This is a genomic window from Syntrophomonas wolfei subsp. wolfei str. Goettingen G311 (genome assembly GCF_000014725.1).
Classification (GTDB): domain Bacteria; phylum Bacillota; class Syntrophomonadia; order Syntrophomonadales; family Syntrophomonadaceae; genus Syntrophomonas; species Syntrophomonas wolfei.
In genome coordinates, this window is the sequence record NC_008346.1 from 2,281,854 (window position 1) to 2,304,736 (window position 22,883).

Annotated in this window: 14 protein-coding genes and 2 pseudogenes; 2 read left to right on the forward strand and 14 right to left on the reverse strand. The window is 42.7% G+C overall.

The genetic code is table 11. The annotated features are described in order from the left end of the window. Positions 1-32: 32 nt before the first annotated feature. Positions 33-1,520 carry a GNAT family N-acetyltransferase gene (locus SWOL_RS10315; RefSeq protein ID WP_011641384.1) on the reverse strand — a complete coding sequence of 496 codons (1,488 nt, stop codon included), beginning with the start codon at positions 1,518-1,520 and terminating at the stop codon, positions 33-35. 502 nt (positions 1,521-2,022) lie between these two features. Here SWOL_RS10315 and SWOL_RS15170 point away from each other — a divergent pair. Beyond that, positions 2,023-2,166, forward strand: coding sequence for a DUF898 family protein (locus tag SWOL_RS15170; RefSeq protein WP_341271095.1), 144 nt, complete (start codon positions 2,023-2,025; stop codon positions 2,164-2,166). A 122-nt stretch (positions 2,167-2,288) separates the two neighbouring features. Here the strand turns inward: SWOL_RS15170 and SWOL_RS10330 are convergent, their stop codons facing one another. Together SWOL_RS10330 and SWOL_RS10335 are read right to left on the reverse strand one after the other, a co-directional pair. Further along, complete coding sequence (locus SWOL_RS10330) at positions 2,289-3,002, reverse strand: DUF5714 domain-containing protein (RefSeq protein WP_011641386.1); 714 nt, start codon at positions 3,000-3,002, stop codon at positions 2,289-2,291. Between the two features lie 324 nt (positions 3,003-3,326). Then, positions 3,327-4,460, reverse strand: a complete 1,134-nt coding sequence (locus tag SWOL_RS10335; protein ID WP_011641387.1) for a hypothetical protein — start codon at positions 4,458-4,460, stop codon at positions 3,327-3,329. Positions 4,461-4,923: 463 nt separating this feature from the next. On the opposite strand from SWOL_RS10335, the pseudogene SWOL_RS10340 reads away from it, so the two are divergent. After that, positions 4,924-6,142, forward strand: a pseudogene (locus tag SWOL_RS10340) (transposase). Between the two features lie 331 nt (positions 6,143-6,473). On the opposite strand, the pseudogene SWOL_RS10345 reads toward SWOL_RS10340, so the two are convergent. The 11 genes and pseudogenes from SWOL_RS10345 to SWOL_RS14405 form a co-directional block, all read right to left on the reverse strand. Then, positions 6,474-6,770, reverse strand: a pseudogene (locus SWOL_RS10345) (IS1634 family transposase); the annotation flags it as partial. A 625-nt stretch (positions 6,771-7,395) separates the two neighbouring features. Next, positions 7,396-8,064 carry a PIN domain-containing protein gene (locus SWOL_RS10350; RefSeq protein WP_011641389.1) on the reverse strand — a complete coding sequence of 223 codons (669 nt, stop codon included), beginning with the start codon at positions 8,062-8,064 and terminating at the stop codon, positions 7,396-7,398. Beyond that, positions 8,054-8,914, reverse strand: coding sequence for an ImmA/IrrE family metallo-endopeptidase (locus SWOL_RS10355; protein WP_011641390.1), 861 nt, complete (start codon positions 8,912-8,914; stop codon positions 8,054-8,056). Before SWOL_RS10355 ends, SWOL_RS10350 begins: the two co-directional genes overlap by 11 nt. Further along, positions 8,898-9,281, reverse strand: coding sequence for a helix-turn-helix transcriptional regulator (locus tag SWOL_RS13720; protein WP_011641391.1), 384 nt, complete (start codon positions 9,279-9,281; stop codon positions 8,898-8,900). The genes SWOL_RS10355 and SWOL_RS13720 overlap by 17 nt, the downstream gene beginning before the upstream one ends. A gap of 536 nt (positions 9,282-9,817) precedes the next feature. Beyond that, the gene (locus tag SWOL_RS10365; protein WP_011641392.1) at positions 9,818-10,441 is read right to left on the reverse strand and encodes a hypothetical protein; all 624 of its coding nucleotides are present in this window, start codon (positions 10,439-10,441) and stop codon (positions 9,818-9,820) included. 21 nt (positions 10,442-10,462) lie between these two features. Next, positions 10,463-11,626, reverse strand: a complete 1,164-nt coding sequence (locus tag SWOL_RS10370; RefSeq protein ID WP_011641393.1) for a DUF4062 domain-containing protein — start codon at positions 11,624-11,626, stop codon at positions 10,463-10,465. Positions 11,627-11,701: 75 nt separating this feature from the next. Then, complete coding sequence (locus SWOL_RS10375; RefSeq protein WP_011641394.1) at positions 11,702-14,650, reverse strand: ATP-binding protein; 2,949 nt, start codon at positions 14,648-14,650, stop codon at positions 11,702-11,704. A gap of 171 nt (positions 14,651-14,821) precedes the next feature. Continuing rightward, a complete protein-coding gene (locus SWOL_RS10380) occupies positions 14,822-15,655 on the reverse strand; it encodes a DUF3800 domain-containing protein (RefSeq protein WP_041427533.1) in 834 nt (277 codons plus the stop codon). 85 nt (positions 15,656-15,740) lie between these two features. Continuing rightward, positions 15,741-18,731 carry a DUF1156 domain-containing protein gene (locus tag SWOL_RS10385; protein WP_011641396.1) on the reverse strand — a complete coding sequence of 997 codons (2,991 nt, stop codon included), beginning with the start codon at positions 18,729-18,731 and terminating at the stop codon, positions 15,741-15,743. Then, positions 18,724-22,158 carry a protein NO VEIN domain-containing protein gene (locus tag SWOL_RS10390; protein WP_011641397.1) on the reverse strand — a complete coding sequence of 1,145 codons (3,435 nt, stop codon included), beginning with the start codon at positions 22,156-22,158 and terminating at the stop codon, positions 18,724-18,726. Before SWOL_RS10390 ends, SWOL_RS10385 begins: the two co-directional genes overlap by 8 nt. A 431-nt stretch (positions 22,159-22,589) precedes the next feature. Next, the gene (locus SWOL_RS14405; protein WP_155814209.1) at positions 22,590-22,766 is read right to left on the reverse strand and encodes a hypothetical protein; all 177 of its coding nucleotides are present in this window, start codon (positions 22,764-22,766) and stop codon (positions 22,590-22,592) included. Between the last annotated feature and the right edge of the window lie 117 nt (positions 22,767-22,883).

Consider the following 22,883-nt stretch of genomic DNA (forward strand, 5'->3'; position numbering starts at 1 on the left):
CCGTTAATTGAAAGGGGGGCGTTATATTCTTGTTACAACTTTAGTATTTGGTTGGGATCATGATTTTTAATATAAGCTAAAATTTTCTGTCCCATTTCAGTGTGAACTTTAATAAGATCGTAATCAATTACTTGATTGTTCAGATACTGGAGTATAAGTTGATCACATCCTTCTGAACCGGGCATTATTCCACTAAAAAAGAATCCCAGGGTTTCGAACTCTTCGGTCAGGATAGCAGTGTAAGGGCTAGTCAAAGGTAGCTTTAAATAAATGGTTTCCAGTCTCTCCAGACAGAGTCCTCTTAGCATTCGATTAACCTCATGGACAACATTTTTGCCATATGTCTTTACCGTAACAAATGCAATAATACTAGGAACATCATATTTAAGCTCCAAGACAGCATCCTCTTCCAGCAAATCTAAAGAAGAGCCGATCGTCAGAATCTTAGCTTCTACGCCCAGACTATGGTATATTTGTTGGATCATATCAGCATGCTGTGCCGGAGGATATATTTGTATAGCATGTTTCGCGTTTAGATAGGTAAAAAGGATGGTTTCACTCTCACGCTGTCCTGCTCCTTCTTTTAGGGCTTTAAAATCAAATGGCAAGTCCCCGGATATGAGAATGGCAGTATCGCTCAATCCCCATTTAACAGCTACTCTTTGCGAATAAGGATGGGTAGTTACTGACCAGGTGTATAAACCAATCAGTCCATTGTTTTGTGCCCACTCGATGACGGCTGCTCCCAGGTCATTTAGACATCCCGCTCCACGGTATTTTGGATTCACGAAGGCATCATCCACAACCGGCACATGAGGGTCATCGCCTTGGAAGATCAGAGCCACATGTCCGATTATTTCGTTATTCTCACTGCTTGCCACCAAAGAAACCATCTTGCCCTCTTCATTAAGTTGTCTTAATAGTTCTGGATAATAGATATATTCACTAGAATAAGAATAGCCATAGGACATATATGCACATCTAGAAACATTTACGGCTTGCTCCGGTTTCATAAGATGAATCTGATAGACAGGTACTTCATCTGCTTGTTTATGACTATCTGACTGAGGTAAGTCCATCACATCACGCATTCTGATGCCTGAGTATTTAACCAAGCGAGTTTCTTTGCCAGCTTTACCCAAGTTCACAAAGGAAACTTCATCCATAAATCGATACATCAAGTGCAATCCCAGACCCCGAGTATCTTCGGCTTCTGTTCTATCCTTTTGTGCCAACCTGGTAAGTTCTTCAGGATCAAAAGGCATGCCCTGTTCTCGGATTAAAATCTGCATTCCCAGGGCTGTCTGTTGAAATATGATATTAAAACTAGCTTTTTCTCCTTCCGCAAAGGCGTGGTTAATTACATTAACCACTGCTTCCTCTACTCCCAATACAACTTCATTAGTACTTTTTTCATCCAAACCAATAATACGTGCAAAAGCAGCGGTACTATCCTGTATTAGAGGAATATAGCGCAAATTATTGGGAATTGTAATACAAATATCTTGATACTTTCCCATCTTAGTTTCCCTCCCCACCAAAAGGATCCAATATATATTTATGGTTTTTTATATAGGCGGCTATGACAGATGGCGGCTGTAATAGATAAGGTACCGCAATTTGAGTAATTCGTAAAATGTCCATAAAGGTATAGGCCCTGGATGCAGCACTTGGTAAGATATAGTTGACAAAAACAATCTGCAAGCGCATAATTCCAGAACATTTTTGGATTAATTCGCCTTATCTTTCCATAATCCTCCTTGTTAAACACCCCCCCAATTTTTCCAGAAGTAAATAAAGGAGCAAAACACTAGCCAAGCCGATGATGAATGGGGCGAACTACCGGCCATGCACCGCCCTTTATTAAGCAATGGACAAAACAAACCCTGGTAGTGGGTTTTAAACCAGAGCAAATGGAAAAGCTCCTCTAACATTCGTACGTTTGGAATATGTTTTCCTTGGGCCTTATGTATGGTATATGGATGGAAGGTAAACCATACAGTCATTGAAGGTAGGAGATTAATGTTCACCGGTAGTGCAATAAGTCTATTCGGGAACTGGATATTATGGCTTTTATTAACCATAATTACACTTGGAATTTATAGTTTTTGGGTAGGAATCGCTTTAGAAAAATGGAAAGTAAAAAATACACAATTTGCAGATTAACCTGATGATCGTCTTTGGAAACTATGGTACATCATGTTTGTCTATACCCGCTGCCGCAAGTCGCAGTGACTCCATGTCCGACCTGCCGGAGGATAGTCTCCTAAGATAAGGTACGAATGCTACTAGGAATTGGAGTGCTGGGGGCTATATGGGCAAAGTGCACCTTTGCACTCGTGATTGTTGGGCGAAAAGAAACAACAAATATCTACCGGTAATTCCATATTGACCGCGAGCTGTTCTCCCGTGAACTCAACAGCCACTTTTGCCGCCGTGAAACAATTCCTCTTACAGCATCTCGGCCCGCCGAGAGCGCTTATTCGCCGCAATACCTTGGAAGTTATCAGATTGGACAGACTCCATTCCCGTTCGCTCAACGGCGTCGCCCCGGTCGCAATACTGATAAACATCCCCGTACTTATAGCCGCCCCGCAACATCCCCAGAATCCACAGGCCCCTCCGGGAACCTGTTTTGCACGACGTTCTATTTCGTTCAGGGCTTTATTCAGATCCAATTGTCCTCCACTGTTATGATAGGCAGCAAGAAGTGCTGCACCTGTGAGAATATGGTGTTCCGGCCCATGCATATGGATGAATGGCTTTGCCATCAGTTTTTGCATGATTTCGATGGGATTTTTAGAATCGGTCGTCCGGCATACTTCAAGGATAATCTTGGCACCTCTCTTGCTATGGCACTCATCGCAGATATAATGCCTATTAATACAGCGGACATTGTTTAAATGCTTTTTGTGGCAAATCACGCATTCCATTTCTTCCGCTGCATCAAGGTATTCCAACTTACCATCACATATCAGACAGTCATTCAGATGTCCATTCATCGTTCAGCCTCCAATTCACCCTGTTTGTTGTTCTTCTGCTGGCAGTACTAGCAACAATATCAAATATTTTGGTGGTGAAGCCCTAATATCCGGCTATAATACCTCTTCCCCCGCTGAACAAAAATATATGAAAGAAAAAGGTATCGCTGCCTTAACCTCGGTTGAGGCCCTTTTTTTTTAAGTTATGTTGCACATAATTAACAGAGCACACAGTACTGAATATAATGGCAATTCTGACCAGCTTCTGATTATTAACGAACTATGCATAACTATATATGGATTTTTGCCAATTACCTTAAATAAACTTTTTAACTGCAGCTTATTCTATGTGCCAAAATTCGAACGCATAACCATCTCATATTCTCCTCCGGAATTCAGAGCATAGATCAGATAATATCCACAATCCCACATGCATTTTTTCACTCCGATTTCATAAACACCATCGGCGTTTAAATCTGCTGCCAGGCATAAATCAATCCATATACTATAATCTGCGTACATAAGTTCCATATTGTTATCCTTGTTTGGTTTAAAGTCACCTTTTAATGTAAGCAGGTCGCTGTGCAGCGTCTGAATACTGCCATCATCATCCTGATAAAATATAAAGTTAAATACTCCAAGACTATCGGTTTTACCATTGCTGTAAAGAAGTGGATACCCCATCTCTGACCTGGGGGGCTCGGCAAACATCAGGTATTCCTTCTTGCCATCGTTGTCAAAATCGCCCAGAACACATTCCGTAAAATTCGGAACCGTGTTTTCTATATTGTTCTTCTTGAATAAATCTGTTAATAACTGTATACCCTCTGCGGTAGGCTCAACACCATAGCTCATTGTTTTGGGGAACAGATTGCTGCCGATGTTTGTAACCAGTCTGTCGTTCAGGCAATCCCGTGCCCATTTTTGACCAAAGGGAAATTCAGTATTGAAGCTGTAATCGGGTATTTTAAGTTTGCAAAGCTCATCACCCAGTTTTATCGGCAGGTCAAAAATCCGGTAACCTGTGTCACCACTTTCGCCTTTAAATCGATAAAGCTCGCCATACTTTGCTAAATTTTTGGGGGCATCCGCATCTTCAAAGGTACCTAAACCAAAAGCCTCCTCGGTTGACCAGATGATCTGCTTTGACACCCCGGCCAGTTTGTTATTCTCATAGACATAGTAGGAATCTTGATCAAGCAGGTCTTTAGCATAGTATGTTACCGCATCTCCCCTCTTTTTTTCAAAGCCGCCGGTATCACACAGACTATGCCAGCCATCCTTATCATAGCTGCCTAACAGAGAGCCGTTCATAAAAAAATACTGCGGTTGGGTGCAGGTCTCCGCTGCCTTTTTGTTATCAAGTTTGGTAATGTCCAGCTTGCTATCCTGCCCCGTATTGGAAACGGGATTAATACAACCGGCAAGAGCTATTGCGACTACGAAGCTTACCAAGAATAACATACGATGGAATCTCATTTTACTTCCCCTCCCCTGTTGGCCAAAACATTCAGACCGTTAGTACTGTGTACAAAAAGATAATTATCTTCATTCAGTGTCCGGAGTGATATCCCATGATTTAACAACAATTATAGCATCGAACATAATTTTCAAACCTAAACTTTAATAAGGGTTATTATAAAAATATACCCACACAGCAATAATCATAATCAACACAATTACGGAAACTATTCCTAAAGGCTTGTTTTTGCTATTTATTCCATAGATTATGCCTATAATTGAAGCTATTGCAAAAGCAATGGCATATGCCATACCTACCACTCCTTTATTTTAATATCCCATTTATTATTAATTGAGACTTTTGCACATTAGTTAAGACCCAAAATAATGGGGTTTTAGTCGTACATAAAAAGGACTTCACCCCCATTTTGCCGAATTAATAAGTGACAAAACAAATAACCCGTAGGAGGCGAAGTCACTTATGAATATTCGACAGAACTGTATTTTCTCCTTTGAGGACGCATTAAAAATACAACCAAAATCAAGGCTTGAGAAAATAATTAACACCCTTGATCTAAAACCAGTTCTTTGCAAATTAGATAAACCTGGCGAGATAAGAGTTGGACCAAAACCATACCCAGCCTATGCGATGTTAAATGCCCTGATAGCTATGAGACTAGAGAACATGGGTACCTTTACTCCTGGTTGAACGACTTACTTATGATCCTCATCTACGGTATGTTTGCGGTTTTGAACCATTTGGTACCGCGCCTAGCAAATCATGTTTTAGCCGGTTTTATTCAAAACTTGCTCAGAGCGGTTGTTTAGAAACATTGTTTACTTCCCTGGTTAAACAAGCAGAGGAAATGGGCCTTCTTGATCTTAGTTCAGTAGCAATTGACGCTACCAAGGTAGAAGCTTATGAAAAGTCCGTTCCCCGCAAGAATATCATCCAGAATGGTAATGCCGCTGATTGGGGTATTAAGAGTGATACCAACGGCAACCCTATCAAGTGGTTTGGCTACAAGCTCCATATTGGCACCGATGTAAGGTCCGGGCTTCCCATAGCAATGAAGGTAACACCGGCCAATTATTCTGATTCCAGTGTAGCTTTGGAGTTGGTTGAAAAATGTTGTGCCAATACTCAGTCCAAAATAGTTTACTTCCTGATGGATGCTGGCTATGACCACCGTGAAATATATTCTGTAATCAGAGATAAATACCACGCCCAAGCTATCATTGCCCTGAATAAGCGGGGTGCTAAACAACCTCCAGAAGGTTTTGATTGGGATGGAACTCCCATCTGTTCAGCCAGGTATCGGATGGTGTACTGGGGTTCCTATCAGGGAGTAAACAAGTTTAGATGTCCTCATATTATGGGTAAATGCGACTGTCCTTTTGGCTCCGCCTGGTGTTCTGATAGCAACTATGGAATGGTGGTAAAAACTAAAGTTAAAGACGATCCCAGGTTATTTTCAAGTCCCCACCGGGGCTCTGCTAACTGGCAGAAGCAATATAATTTGAGAACCTACTCAGAACGCTGTTTCAGCCGTTTTAAGGAAAACCTGGGTTTAGAAGACGGGCTAAACGTTAGAAAAATAACTAAGGTTGAAACCCACGCTTATCTCTGCGCTATAACTATGATTGCAGCTGTAATAGCAATAAACCAAGACAGCAGTACTAGATCATCAGCAGCATAATATTTTATCAGTTTTTTAAGAACTATCCCTTTAAAGGGAGGAGTATGCCCAATTACTGAAATTATTTATTAACGAATGTAACTAGATTGACTAACTGTAATTTACTGTAAAGCGGTGGCGCTGTGTTACTCAAATATTTGCTTTTGCTATACGGATTTTTTTGAGTTATGCAAAAGTCTCAATTTATAGTATAAATTATTACTTTCTAAATGATAAGGAACGGCATTAAATCCCGTCTTTGACACTTAGAGAAGAGAAAAGAGCTCGCAAACCCCTAAAGTAAGGAGTTTGCGAGCTCTTTATGCATTAATTAAAAGTGAGTAATATTTGTCTAAGACTTAGTAGCTTTAAAAATATTTTTCATCTGTCGCATGGTGAGTATCTGGTAGTCAGTACGGAAGCCAAAAGCATCATGAAGGCTGTCGGTGAAGTCCGTTCTCATATAGGTGGGGACGAACCCCTCCCCCTTGACCTCATAGAAATTCATGTCCCGCAGCCCCTGAACGATCTCGCTGCACGTGTACTGCTCGCCCAGCTTCTTCTCCAAGAGTCGGTAGACCACCAGCGCGATAAAACATGTAATGAAATGCGCCGTTATCCTGTCGTCGCGGCTGAGGTATACCGGCCTATCGGTCTTTATACGGGGAGTCGGGCTCGGAGTGGGGCGATGCGAAACTGATTCGGGCCCGGCGGACGCCGGGGGGATAGGGGCGCTGAAAGCACTGGCCAACCTTCGGGTATTTGCTGCCTGGGCCCCAGCAGGAGAGAGATTGTGCTGGGTTTAGGTACCTTGCCGGAAGGTGAAATAACCTTTGGCAGCAATAGCATTACTTTGTGTTGCAAGCTCGTCCGGCTGCATAATGGTTGATATAGAGGATTGTGGTAAATACTGTTCATTCTTATTTGTTGTTTTATATCCATTTTAGTTTAGCGGTTCCAGCAGGTTACCAGTGACGCCCTTGCCCTTGGATTATCTTCCCGCTGCTTAGGTGATAGGGTTTCTTTCAACCCATCGGCTCAGCAAGCACGCTGGTCAAACTAAAGAACTGGGCGGACTTTGATATCCACCCGGCCTCGGTTGTATTATTAGGGGAATATTTGGATGATACAAAAGAACCGTCCCTTTGTGCTCTCCAACAGCTAGTGCCTACCAGCACACAGAGTTTGCACCCGAAAAGGTAAACTGTATACGTAGCTAGCATAAATTCCACGATCCAGAAGGATTCGGAAAAACCAATACTTACCGGAACAGCTCACCACCCCACCTGCTTTATCTGCTTTAACAGGTCAATCGTAACCCCTGCTTTTACCCCGTGAGCCTGGCACCATTGCTTAAACCACTCTTTATCCTTCAATCTTCTAACTGCTGCCGCCATACGGGAACCAAAGCCAGGAGCATAGGGTGGATGGTAACCCTGCTGACAAATGCGATTATAACTCTCCCGAGCTGCTATGTAATCAGAGTAACCCCCGTCCAAGATACTCATATAGACCAAATCCCAGAAGGCCAGCGCTTCAACATGGGAAATAATTCCCCGTTCAATACTCCAATAAGGCCCGTCCGGTTTCTCATCATCAGTAAGCACAAAACTCACCCCGATAGCCCGGGCCAGGGCAATTACGCGCTTTTCTCCCTCGTCAGGCGGCAAAAAAAGATTACGCATGTCGTCTAACTCAGTTTCATACAGGGATAGCACCTGGCGGTTTTGTAACTCCGCCCGGTCTACTAACAGTAAAAAGGAAGCATTGGACAGCTCCCGTTCTATAAGCGGCAGTATATCCTTTTGCCTCCGTTTAATTTCATCCAATATCCATTGGTCTACCAGTACCTGTTCAAAAAACCGGTTTAATAAACTGCTCTCCCCACTGTGATAAAGATGCCCCAGGATATTGGCATCCGCACAGGCCCTTTTATATCTCATGGGATAATTCCTCAATCAAGTCGTCAATATCTACTTCATCAGTGGCAGAAACCGAATGAGGCCTAAAAGCCCATTCCTCCGGGGTTACCCCTACTACTGCCAGGATTTGCTGCAAAACCGGATAAGACAGCAATCCAGTTTCATAATTAGCCTCCAAACAGCGCAAATAGCGGGTAGGCACCCAGACCTGTTCCCAGGGTTCCAGTAAAGCCGTTGATGGGGCCTGAGCTCTGCGGAATAAACGCTGTAAATTTTCCCCAGTTTCCGCCCAATATTTATACAGGTAGTTTACCTGTTCCCGGTCTATCCGGTCTAAATCCGCCAATCGCCTGACCATCGCCCGATAACTGACCCCAAACAATAACTGCAGGCGGACAACATCAGTATAAGTTAACGTTCCCTGATTAAGGCCCAGTTCGTACAGGGCATCGTTAACCCCTTCCCGGGGCATAAGCAGAGCAGCAGCAAAACAATCAGCCCGGTACTCGGCCAGGTTCTTTTTATTAAATAAACCAGTCAGCTCATCCGCTATTAACTCACTGCCGGAGTCCTGAAAATCAAAGATATGATGTCCAATCTCATGGGCAGCAGTAAAACGTTCTCGGGATAAAATCTTAGAAGAGTTGGTAAGCACCAGCCGTTCACCCTGGTATAGGGCGGCAAAACCCTCCATGGCCTTCTCGCCAAAAGGATAACGAATCAGGAGGTAGCCCATAGCCTGCTCCATAAAACGGAATATATCGCCTATATCCCGATAACCCAGGCGATATTGGCCCCGCACCTGGCTGGCCTGGAATTCCGCTTCCTCCCGGATAGCAAAGTAATCTATCTTTTTAGGTTTGGTTGCCATCAAGCTCCGCCTGCCTTTCCTCGCCTTCCCGTACCCGGTAAAAGAGCCGCTCCTGAGCCGAGAATACCCCCAGTATTCTTTCCGCCCGCTCGAAAACCTTCAACATATCCTGAGAACAACCCTGGTTACGGCACATAGCTGTTAACGAAGGTTCCTCTGTTTCATCCACCCCGGTAATATCGGTGTAAGGTATGCCCAGGTAATCGGCAATTTTCTCAATCTCTACAAAGGCTATCTCCCGGGCCCCTTTTTCCAGGCGGATATAAGCCTGACGAGAAATACCCACTACCCCGGCCATTTCTTCCTGTGTTTTCTTATACGCCTCCCGCAATTCCCGAATACGTCGGGCCAAAGCTTCACGTTTCATTTAGATTCCCCCTTAATAAACGTGGTAAAAGAGGTTAAGGTATTTGTAACTATATTATTACATTATATAATTAGGATATGCAATTTAATTTATGAAATGTTATTCTGATGTTACTTATGTAAAAATATGTTTATCCATTAAAATATATTAAATTTGAAACACTGTTAACAGTATCTCCTACTCCCAATCACGAATATTATCCGGTATAAAGTTTTTAGATATATTTTTTTAAATTACTAATAAACTACTTTTCTTTTCTATAATCGTATAGTCAGATATCGAAGCCACCTGCTGATTACGAATCGAAAAAAATGGCTACTGTGAGGAGAAGTTGGAAATACCGGGCTTTTTAAGCTCAGTCTAGAAAACCAAAAACGCCCGTTTGGTGCCCTATAATGCTAATTTTGGCACCAAATTGGCACCATTTTCCGCGAATGTACTTGTACGGCTAATAATATTATAAAAACCCAGCTTCATCAATAACTGGGTTGGTTTAGGGACATAAGGAAGCTAAATATACGTTTTCAAATCCATCCTCAGGAAATATTAAACGCCCCTTTTAGTTCATTTATTGTGCGCCTTTTTACATTACGATCACTTAATCTATTACAAGGAACGCGATGATACGATAATACTAATGATTCGGGAATAGGCTGGGAATATTCAGTTGAATGATTGACCAGGCTTATTTCCTCGGCGTTTGTAAGCATAACTGAAAGCAAAACATCATTATCAAAACCCTTATGTATATACCACGAGGAGCATACTTGAAGAAACTTTCCAAGCTTCTCCTGCAAATACTCAACATCTATTTTCATCTCCACTTTCTGCCTATATTCAACAAATCCGAAATATTCAGCCGAAATGAACACATCAAAATTGGGGTCTTTAGGATAATATACGAAACATCCTCTTTGGCAAATACCTGTTTGATGTCCACCGGTAAGATTTATCGCCAAATCTGATAGCTTATCCGTATCCTCATCTACTAATTCTATGTAATAACTTTTCAGAGGGGTAGTCATCATTAATAAATATGGATTTTCGCCGTTTCGTTCTTTTTCCCACCGAGCAAACAAAAACTCAACGGCTTCTGTAATCTCGGCTGAAACGAAGGGCATTCCCAAAGCCTTACGGATAATACTACTATTTGATTCCATATTAACATCCCACCCTTAACCCTAATACTTTACCGGTATTTCAATACAACGAATGAGGGGATCCTGCCATTGCCGCCAGCATTCTAATTCTACTTTTGCAATCAAATCTGAACCTCGTCGACTGACTTGTGTATTGGCAGTCCTAACCAAACCTGATTGAGTCAATCCCTCCGCAATAAGTAGTTCCAGGACTTTGCATTTGGTTGTTTCCGAAAGGTTCAAGTCATTAATCCGGTCGAGCATTAGTTCAGGCACAGAAGATGCAAATAAGAAACCCTTCTCTAATCTACCTGATCGCGAAATGGCCTCTTCTACAAGATGCTGGGCCACCTGATCCCCAGTGTAACTTTTCCCATTCGTAGACAGGTTCATTTGCACAATGCTATTAGCCTGATATTCCTGCTCAACTTCCATGGTTAGTAAAATATGATATCCTTCTTGCGTGGTACTGGCATCAAGATTCATTGGTTTTACTTGCACGGTGCGTCCTTTATAGGTTAAAGGGTAACTCCTATAGTCAAAATCCAAACTCTCAAAATAACGTTGAGTATTACGATTATCTGTCGTGGCATTAATGGTTATTTTCTTTTTCCCACGGTTCATAATTTCCCGGATTGAATCGGTTGGAAAAACAGCCTGACCCAGTTTAATCCATTGACGAACTTCTTCAACTGCCATTTGGTTTAATACTCGTTCGACCTGCTGACCCAGGTCATTTTCATTTACATATTCACCGGTAGAATGGAAATTCTGTAACTCAATTATCCATCTATTCAGATGACCTTCACGTTCTTTGGCATCAATACCTGCTTTAATCCAAACCCGAACAGGCAAATCTAATCTGCGCGCCTCTTCATATTCCTCATTTGTTGGACTATAACCACTCTGAAGTTTTATCCCATAACGAGTCTTTAGAATTAAAAGATATATGTTACTGCTACGAACCCCCTTAAGGTAAGCCTGATTTGGTTCTTCATCTACTGGCGCAATGGTTTCCCACATAACCGGATTAGCGCCTACTTTTTGCACCGCTTCACAAATTGCTTTTCTTTCATCCCTCATATCATTGATAGTCGAGCTTATGAAGATACTTTTTCCTGCTGCCCATTTATGTAGAATTTCTGTACTCAAAATGCGGCTCGGGGGTTCACTAATAATCAAATTATAGTTATTGTCACGCAACATTACCCCTCCCATGTCATCCATTTTCTTATGTCTAGTGACGGCTCACTGATAAGAAATTACCATCTTATTTATCCCCTACTCCAACTCTATCTCATCATCCAACCCCAATTCCCGCAGGGCACTTCTAGTCTCTTCAATCTTCTGTTCTGATACACCACCATCGGATTCTACTTCGATACTCACATTAATCTTCAACCCTTGAGTAGAAGCAAACCGGGCAAGAACCTTGGAATAGAAATTCATCCACTTTTGGGGCGGCAAATCTCCGTTCCAAGCCAGTTTCGATAGCTTTCCAGATTTACCTTTGGGGGGTTCCGGCCCAGGATCAGGGTTATCTCCTCCCGGCCCTTTTGACATAGGTATGCTTATAGCTACATTGGCAGTGCTATTCACTTTAGCAGCACTGGCTTTAACTATAAAAGACCCCTGGTCGTTACCCGCTGTATAGACCCCTTGGCTATCTATAACTCCGCCAGTAATCGTCCAAATTAAATCTGGCACTTCAATAGAACGACCCAGTTGATCATAGCCATCAACCATAAAAGTCTGCTTATCACCTGGTTTCATCCTAACCTGCCCAGGGTTTATTTTTAGGGTAGTCAACGTCGGCGGTTCTTTGTACTTTTCCGCTTCTTCAGCTTTAATAATGTACATGTCTTCAGATATTTCAATATCGTTTTCACTTAACACATCACCGTAGTAAAAAGGTTTGTATTCACCGACTGAGGTTTTGCCTACATAAGCAATTACCTTATTGGCAACCCCTTTAGCTATTCCATCCTTTACGATTTTTTGATTCAGTATACGGGGAAACTGGGGTGAAGCAAAAAACATATCCCGCACTGATTTGATACTCCATTCAGTAAATGCCGGAGGCCAGTTACGTATCAGAAAGGCAGCGCTGATGCCATCCGTAATGTCACCGTCCTGCATCAACCGGTTTAGGATTAATTGCAGCATAGAACTCGCTGCACTAGAATGGATCAGGCCCATATCTATTAAACGTAGTTTATTGTCTTTGCCCAGTAAAGCCAGATTCTTATATGTGCGCCAAACACTCTCTTTTAAATCACTTTTAGCTTTCTTCAAATCTATTTCTAATTGCTTAATCTGGCTTTCATCCAATCGCAAGGAAGCCTTATCTTTATTAATCTCTTCCCAGGCTAATAGCTTGCGGGCTTCCTCCTTTAAGGCCGTATCAGATTCAGGTATGGCCCAAATAACAGCACTCTTAAATGTTCGCGCTGAAGTGCCGTAGGAACGAGTCATTTCATCTATAATAGTAAGGGTCCTTTTGTTCTGCAGGGAGTATTCAGAATCCATAACTGCTAAAGTTAATACTGCTCGATCTGCGACCGTACTGCTTTTGGCCGGGAAATAAACTCTTTCTACTCCCAATCCTTCAGAAAATACTTTTTGTACCTGCTCCCTGACCCGTTCATCAATCGCGGGGCCTTGTATATTGGCCCGACGATCCGCAAGAAGCTTAATAAGATTAGGTTTTATGCCAAAGCGGTAACGATTACGTTCAGTGGAGAGGTAATAACAATTACTGGTCAAGTTATCCAATACCGTTTCCACATTTGCAATGTCCTGCTCTGGATCACCTACAGCCAGGCGAAGTTCTGGCACAGTGGCCTCGGCATTGGCCATGCCCCCATTAGATTCAAAGAAAATACTGGTCGCTACCTTGCGATGAAGCCGGGCCTTCTTTATGGCATCGACTGACTCTTTATCTAAATGTAGAGCATGGGCATCCTTTTTTCCACAAATGTCAGTAGTAACCGCACCGATTAATCTGTTTTCCCCCAGTTGTTCAAATACTGCTGCCTGAAAAAGAGAATCATCCAATGGAGCAGTTCCTAAACCAATCAAATGATCTCTATGCGCACCTTTGAAACCTTCTGCATATGCGTTTGATACCCAAAGAGCTAAAAGCCTAAGAATGCCCCTGGTTTGTTGGAAACGAGGCAATACCTGCCACTTGCGCTCAAAAACAGATAGTACAGATGGGTGGAAGGGATAACTGGCCAGAAACGCCTCGCGGGGATCAGTTGCAAACCAATCCGGTAATTGTGTGCGGTTATCAATAATCCAATCCGCATATTCCGAACACACTTTAATGCCATCGTCAGGTAATCCCCCCCATTCAAAAAGCCTGCGCCGAATAATTTCTGCGGTTTCCGATTCCGCCGACATAAAGATCGGCTTACCTACTCGATCCAATAGCTTTTTAAAGCGATCATAATCAGACTGATCCTCAGCTGTCATCTCTAATTCTGATGCTGGAATGGATACAGCTAAAACTACATTTTTCATGCCTCGTGCCGTTTCAGATAGATTTTGCAGAAAATCATAGAATTGACTGGCAAGACCACTCTTACGATTACGACTCACATAATTCATCAACTCATCCATTAAAATTAGACAAGGTATATTATCCGGGATCATTTTATGTATAACATCGCCGGCCGGTGCTATCAATTGCCGGTCATGTTCGGCTACGATAGCAAATGTATCATCCCCCCCTAATTGAAAAGCAAGTTCGCCCCAGGGTGTTTTACGGTTAGGGGTCCCATCATCGCCTCCACGTCCACTTAGGGAATCAAACTCGGTTCCAACGAAAACAGCTACATTGGCCCGGGGGATAGTATTAATAGCTGCTCTTTCCAATATACGACGCACGCCTGGTAAGCCATCAGCTTCGGGCCCGCTGTTAGCCAGATGGTAGAGAACTGATAAAGCATGCGTCTTCCCACCACCGAACTGGGTTGCCATGTTAAAAACAGCTGATGTCTCAGTAGTAATACCTGACAATCGTCGTACCGTTTCTGCTGCCAGAATAGTTAAATTTTGAGTTAAATAGGTACGCTCAAAAAAATGTCTCGGCTCCTGATAATCAATCGGTGCTCGTCCATCCCGAATCTGATCCAGATGAACGGCAAACTCGGAAGCATCCAGTGGCCTGCCCTCGCGCAGATCCTCACGAGGTGTAACAACTTTATACCATGGTTTTAGCGCCATCTTTGTCCCCCATTTCTATGTAAAAATTAATATATTTTCCTTGCCAAAATACATCATTTATGATGTATAATAAAGTTGTAAAAAAATAATAATTTATTAAGGGTGACCCTGTCGGCTCCGAAGTCCCAAGTTTATGTTTGGGATATTGATGTAGGAGCGATGGGGTCTTTCTTATTTATGTTTCGTTTTAGTTTCATCATACTCCCACTGACCCGGTACGAACTTCCAATGACGGTAAGGATGATGCCATCTATTACTTATATCTCCTTTATGACCAGTTGACTCTCCTATATTAAATCCAGGATATATTCCTCTTATCCGGGAATTTATGTATTTATATAATTTTTCCTTTGCTATGGTCTTAGCCGCTCGTCTCCTTTGCCCTTCTGGAATAGCTTTATGCAGATCATTTAAACGAAATTGCATAGCTCCCAGCACCACATCAGTACACTGCAGTATTATATGGTCATGCGAATCGACTTCTGCAATATCTTCTTTGCGGATATGGATATTAGCGTGTTCAAATTCCTTTTGAAACTGCAAATCATAGATAAAGTTTTTGAATTTATCAGATTTTGCTTTAGTATCGGGTAACTGGTCAAGATATAACCTTAAATAAATGGGGTTTTTAGTATCATTTGAATAAATTAAGCCAAAGCCATGTTTAAGAAATTGATAGTACAGTAAGAAATATGATTCCTCTATCTGTTCGCGAGTAAGTCCCACGGGCTGGCGAGCGTTCTGGGTAAACATAATCCTTACCTTGATTTTTCCCTCTTCTATTAAATCAAAAAACAGCTTAATCATCGCCATATATTTATCCAGATAAGCTGCCGATACTTTTGTCCACTTAATTTCCCGCAACCCCAAATGTTTTTTCTCCGCCTCTAATAGTTTTCTTACTATTTCAATATCTGTAGAACATACCAGAGCCCCTCCGTAGAAATTACTATGATATTGGCCCTTTTGCACTGATTCATCGGTATAAATAATGTACTGTAGTATAAATCGTCACCTCCGAGCACTAAACAATCCCATAGTAAATCCCCAAAACCAGCCACAAATGTATGGTCATTTTTTATATTAATAATTACAAACCTAATCCCTTCTTACGTGCCAACACCCCATCTACCCATCGTTTTTCCTCACTTGAGGGGGGATAGAGTGCTGATAAAGCCTGAGCCAGTTTCCAGAAACGTTGATCATGGCCGATACCGTCCTCTACCAGAAAACGTTTCATGGCATCGGCACGACCGGTAGCAAAAAGCAGCATAGTCTGGTGAACTCTATCCAAAATCGTTGCTCCGGCCAGCGGGGCTCCAACTGAACATGGACCTGTTTCACCAGGAGTAGCCTTCTCTAAATCTTCGGTTAGATCGAACAGACTAAGCTGTTCTTGTTTAACTTTGGCCTTCTTTTTAACTGCCACCGGTTCCTCAACCTTTCCAAAAAGGTAGCGGGCTCGATCTTCTACTGGCAGCAAGCGGGCTGTGTCGCCTTTGATTTCCACAATTGAATTAAGTTTGTCCAAGTGGGCACCCAATCCTTGAGCTAATTTTCTAGCTGTATCGTATTCCAATAAGTATCCACTCGACTTTGTTTTACTGGTTGGTTTTTCATCAGCCTCAGAATCCGAATCATCACTTTGGGTATCGTTTTTATCGGTTGTCTTAGTTGTGGTAAGAGTCCATAACCATATAGCAGTCAACCTGCTATCTTCTTCAAAGCCAGAAGCATCCGCATCACTAAAAACCACGCTCAGAGCCTCGCGAGAAATCGCAGCCCATACATGTTCCATATACTCTTTTAACAAAACTTGTTCGCCATTCGGTTTTTCAACACTTGAATAACGAGAAAAAACCTCCAAAGCAGGTCCAAGGCATGCGAAAATGGCATCAGCACCCACTACCCCATTTTCAGCCAAACGCGGCATCCATTCATGAATACGTACAGGTAGCTCCTGCAATACATCGCGCCAATCACCGATTAATGTAATCAAGGAACCGTCCGAATTTTCTCTAGGACGACAGACTAAATGAATCGAGGAGGCGAGAGCAGCTGAGTCATTAGCCCGCATACGTACAGATCGTTCTGTATCAATAGGCCAAGACGCAGTGATGATCCATCCAGCATCAACCATCGCACGGAGTTGGGCTTCCCATCCTTCAGTTGATTTATGAGCAAAGACTACTACACCAATGCCTTCGGGAGCTAGAACCCGACGCCCTTCAGTCATAACCTGAGCCATATTTCGTTCAAAATATATCTTGTCTTTCCCTTTTATTTCATCAACAATACACTCGTCTTCTTTTGGCGCTAATTGACTCGAGAATAAAGCAGGATAGATATCACCTACAGTTCGTTTTAACCATACTATAAAGAAATCTGATAAATCAGCATAAGGAACTGCATCGTAATAAGGTGGATCAGTAAAAAAACAATGTGCAGCGTCATCTGGCAGTGGGCTAGAGGTTGCTGATGAAAGTTCCGCATTTCCACTAGAATTACAACACTCATGGTTAATAATTAATGAAATCCAGTTAATAGCTCCTTCAATATATCCACTTAATATATTTATTTCTCCAAAATCCCATAACATAGGTAAAGCTTGGCGTGCAAAAACACCATCGACCATTTGACGATTGATATTCCACTTAGATAAAGAAGACAACTGATTAGAACACCTGTCTACGATCATGGCAAAACATGTCCCTATTGCTATTGAAAATTCCTTATCTTCTCCCTGATTCATGTTTTGCCTAATTTCTCTAACAAGGTGCACCAACGTTGTAAGTGTTAAGGCCTGCCTGGCTGTAAATAGATCCTCAAATTTATCCATACCATAATTTCTTTGAGAAAAAGCACGACCAGCACCACTTCCACCACCAAGTGGGGTGGGTTCATCCGGAACCAAACTTAATTCCCCTTTATGGTTTACCTTACGCCGCTCCAGTTCTTGATTAGCTTTTTTCACCGCATCTATATCTTGCTTGTTCGGTAAGCGATAAAATCTGCCCTGTTGTCCAGGACGATTGGTAACCACACAGTATAGTAGGGCATCATTTGCTCCACCATGCCTTTTTTTAAGTTGCCTCCTAACTGAAGCTACTGGCGTAGTATACCCACACACTGGGCAAGTAGCAGAACCACGTTTTACAGTTCCTTGGCCTACCTCTCGGGCTTTGATATTGTCTACTATCTCAAAATTAACCTTTTTCTCTCTACGATCGGGAATCAATTTTATAGCAATTGAACGATTTTGTTTTTTTACCAGCCATAAAGAACGCATTAATGGAATTTCAGCCCCACATCCGGGACCTTCACAATGAATAGTTCGTGCCCATAAATATGCAATTGGTATAGCTCCGTCGGGATCTTTGGGGTAAAACTCCTCAAGTTCCTTTTCCGCCTCTTTTTTTATCCAATTTCCCCATTCTCTAACCACTTCGGCCAACTCCTGACCATAACGTGGAATATATTCGAGCACTACTTTATTAAGCAAAACCGCCACCGGATTAAGATCGGAAGCAAACGTATCAGCCCCAACTCGCAGGGCTTCTAAGGGAATAGACCCCCCCCCTGCAAAAGGATCAACTACCATTGGTCGAGTTCCCGCTATACCTCCCAAGCTCTCATGGGCTACTTGGGTCAGCCTACGGCTGCTTTCTAAATATTGATCTACAGTTGTGTTATCCCAATTAGAAAAATCGGCTATAAAATCCAATAACGCTTTACGCAATACCAGTTCATCATTAAGCAAACTGGGTTCTTTTTGGATTTTTATAAAAAGACGAAAGCTCTCCACACTTAAAATTGTTATATGCTTATTGGCCCAATTCAACATTTCTTCTCGGGCAGTTATCTTGAATTCTTCTGGGCAAAGAGGATCAGCAGGATCGGGCCACAGTGAAGCACATAAAACCGCCCGACAAGCTGCCAATGGTCGCCTCGCCCACCATATATGTAGCGTAGAAATATGTCCGTGACGAATACTTTTCTCTCTCCGGGCATGAGCTGAAATCCTCTTGATCGGTAAATCCACCTCAATTAATCGTTTACAATACCTCATTTCTTCAGTCATTATTTGCCCCCAATATTTCATTTGCTCCTACATGATAGTGTTCAATCTTTACTATTGGCTTCCATCCTAAACGGGCTGGATTCTGTATGGGATAAACCTGGGGTTCAGTGGCACAGTTGAATACTACATAAAGCCAGTAATCATCTTTTAATCTCTCCGCCGTTTTATATTCATTACTGGTCAAAGCAATTTCACCTACCCCAGCCCGGCCCTTAACTTCTATAAAACGTACATCCACAGCCGTTTCAGGGTCTTCGGCATGAGGTTTGCGGGAAATTAAATCAAAGCCCCGGTTTTCCTTCTCTACGGAAACCGGATTCCACCCGCGGGCTTGTTCATATTCCATGGCTTTCTTAATGGCTATAGCTTCAATTTCATCATCCCTAACCATAGGGGCCATCTGGGGAGTCGTTCTATCGGGATGAGGTAAAACCCAGGCTCTGCCATAATGAACAATGTCCCCGATGGTACATGATTTTTCCCGTTCCAGTTCCTGCATACGCCGTTCCAAGCGTTCGTTTAACTCATCCAGTCTATCTTCAGTTGTTTTTATATTGGCAGCTAATAAAGGATTCGGGTCATCGTTATCCTGCAGTTGATACAGTTCTATCATGCGAAGTTGCTGCCGGTTAATCAGTTCATTGAGGCTGATACGCAGATGTTCGGTGATAATCCGGGTTTCCTTATCACGTTGCTCACTAACCTCATCAAGTAAAGGACGTAAGGCTTCTATCAATAAATGCTGCTCTATTGCGTCACGCCCGGGAAGATTATCATACTGAGGCAGTTCTACAGGTTCTGGATTAGCAATCAAATCCAAAAAAATAGTAGGCTGGCGCACTGCCATTTGACCACTAGGCGTAGTTTCAACTGCAAATAAACGACGGTGTACCACATTACCCAGACCATCTTTAATGGAAGCTGAATACACATCCAGACAGGCAGGGGATTGACGATGCAAATCGTAGAAAACAGCCCCATGTTTCAAATCCTCCTGAACCTGAATTAACACATCCTCCCTTACGGTTTCAAATAAAGGATGGCCTGGGGTAACCCACTCCAGGGTAGGATCCTTTTTTAACAACTCTTTATTAAAACATATTTGTTTATACTCATGTCCTAACTTACCAAAACGCGGTTCAAGCGATTCACCAATCTGCCACAGGTTACGGGGTACTCGTCCGGAACGATAAATATGCTCTCCTTTACGAACCGCCTTGGCGGGAACACCACTAATTTTACTGGCTTCCAAAAAGAAATCCTCTATTACTTCGGGAACCAGGCGCCGTTCCCTGGCCTCGGCAGACTTGCCAATAATGGCAGATAAGTTCAGCTCTTTTTTTGCCAGGCCTTCCAGAGCTGAATGAGTTATATTCTTAAATCGTTCGGTATCAACCTCTTTTATAATGCGATCCTTGATAACGTCTTCAGTGGTATTGCGCGTGTACATATTGCGCACCATTTTTTCCAATTCATTAGCCGGGAAAATATCGCCCAAAACATTGAACACCTTACCGGTACGTTTTGGATCCAGATCATCCTCTATCTTATGAATGCGTTCGAAAAGCTTGTTTAATACCCTGCCTTCACGGGTATTGGTAGATACAAAATTGAGAATCAAGCAGTCTTTTCCCTGTCCGTAACGATGGATACGGCCCATGCGTTGCTCCAGCCGAACTGGATTCCAGGGAATATCATAATTGATCATGAACCAGCAAAACTGCAGGTTTATTCCTTCTCCAGCGGCTTCGGTGGCCACCATGACCTGACAATCTTCTCTAAACTCCCGTTCTGCATAAATACGAGTACCAGGAGCATCCCGATCACCAATCTTCATCCCGCCATGAATCTGGGTCACCGTTAGGCCCCAATCCTGCAGTTTCCCAACCAGATAGGTCAAGGTATCTTTATGCTCGGTAAAAATAAGGAGCTTCATCTTAGGATCATCAAATAATCCATGTTGAATAAGGGTATCTTTTAGCTTAATGAGTTTGCTTTCAGCTTCTCTTTTTTCCAGATCAAGGGCCTGATTAATCAATCGGCCCAGTTGAATTATCTCTTCTTGCAAAGCCACCGGGTCAACCGAGGCTACAATATCTTCCAACTGAGCAATAATTTCTGCCTGTTCTTCTTCGGGCAGGTCATCAAAATCCTCCGGCAGTTTTTTGTTCACCTGCTCTTTACGGTAGGCTTCCGGGTCGGCCAGAATCTGTTCTCTCTTTAATTTCATTCTTTCCAAGGTTCTGCGTACTGCATAAACACTGGAAGCAAATCTTCGTTGCAGCATGGCCATGGTAAATGCCAAAGCTCTGCCTCGGGCTGAATCATCCTGGGCGGCCTTGATAGATTGGTCTTCTACATATCGGGTCAGGGCCTCATAAAAATCCATTTCATCCAGATCGATTTGGAAATCAGCAGTCTGTACATTCCTTTTAGTAAAAAGCGTCATGATATCGCCGGTCTCCGGGTCAGGAAATGTTACGAGCGCTTCTTTGACCCGGCGCAGATAAAATGGGGCACTCTGCCTGCGCATAGCTTCCTCCAGGCTTTTTACATCCCCATATACATCTTTATCGAGAAGTTCAAGAAAGAGACAAAAATTAGCTGGATCGCCTTTATGCGGGGTGGCCGTCATAAGTAGATAATGATCGGTCATTTCAGAAAGAGATTCCCCCAGCTTATAAGCCAGGGTCTTTTTATCAGCACTATATGCACTCATTTTGTGAGCTTCATCCACAATAATTAAATCCCAGTGACTGCGCAATAAGCTTTCGTTGGCATCTTCAATACGAGATACCCAGGATATAGAGGTTATAACCTGGTTTTCATCTTGCCAGGGGTTGGCGCCATAATTAGCCCTCAGCACATCTCCCCGTATTACTTTAAAGTTTTCCCGAAAACGATCTTTCATTTCGCGTTGCCACTGAAATGAAAGATTGGCTGGAGTTACAATCAAAATTCTTTTGATTATGCCCCGAATCTTTAGCTCCTTAATTAGTAGCCCTGCCATAATCGTTTTACCGGCTCCGGGGTCATCAGCCAGCAGGAAACGGATTCGAGGCAGTTTCAGAAAATAATCATAAACCGCTTCTAACTGATGCGGTAATGGATCAACACGAGCAATAGAAAGTGAAAAATATGGATCATACTCGTAGGCTAGTCCCAATCGCATAGCTTCAATCCCAAGACGAAATCTCTTAGCATCTCCATCGAAAGGCTCTTTATCTGGGGTTATATCTAATTCGTTTAACTGCGCTAGGGACAGAATATTATCATAAGCCTGGTTTGTTTTTAATCCCTTGCCGAATATTCTTATTGAATCTGCCAAGGGGATTGTAGTTATTATCTGTATGGATTCAGGAAATAAGGGGCCCTTTATTACCACATTGGGTTTTAATTGCTCAAGATATGTATTGATATCACTCATGCTTAACCAAACCTTTCTTTGGTGTCTATCTGAACAATCGCACTCTTACAATATTTGCATATAGTATATATTAATTATCCATTATATTCTTAAATCCTATAATGTAAATTTCCGTAACTCGTCCTTACGTTATATAGTCTTATAAAAGTCCTCATCCTCTGATCTAATCCCCGCCGCCCCATCCGATAATAGAGGATTATGTAGCCCTTCGTATTGCAAGGTATGGTGTTCCGCACATCCCCTCTCCTTAATATACATTCAACTCCAGTCAGTAATATCCTGCCAGGAAAACTATTATTAGGTGTTTAGATATGAGGATACATATGTTCATCTATTTGACTATTAAGGAAGGTGTTTTCCTTTGCATTTGTATTCATATTAGAAAAGCCCCGGCTCTCACCAGGTCTTTCATGTTGAGCTATTCCCGCTCCTCAAAACACTATCTTCTCCACCTTAATCCCGCTTGCGGTCCAATACTGTTCCTGTACCCACTGGTGGAACGGCACCGGGTCATAGGTATCAGTGGGGTTGTCCAGGCCGGCCTGGGCTTCCTCCTGGCTGTAAAAGGTATCGGCCAGCTCGCGAACCATAACCTGGTCACCCTGCATATAGGCGTAGAGAGCAGCGAAGGTTCCTTTTTCAATATTACCGGGTTGATGATTACCTCCAGGCGTTGCCCGGACTGGCTCAGTTCACACTGCAGGTTTTCCCGCAGCCAGGTTACA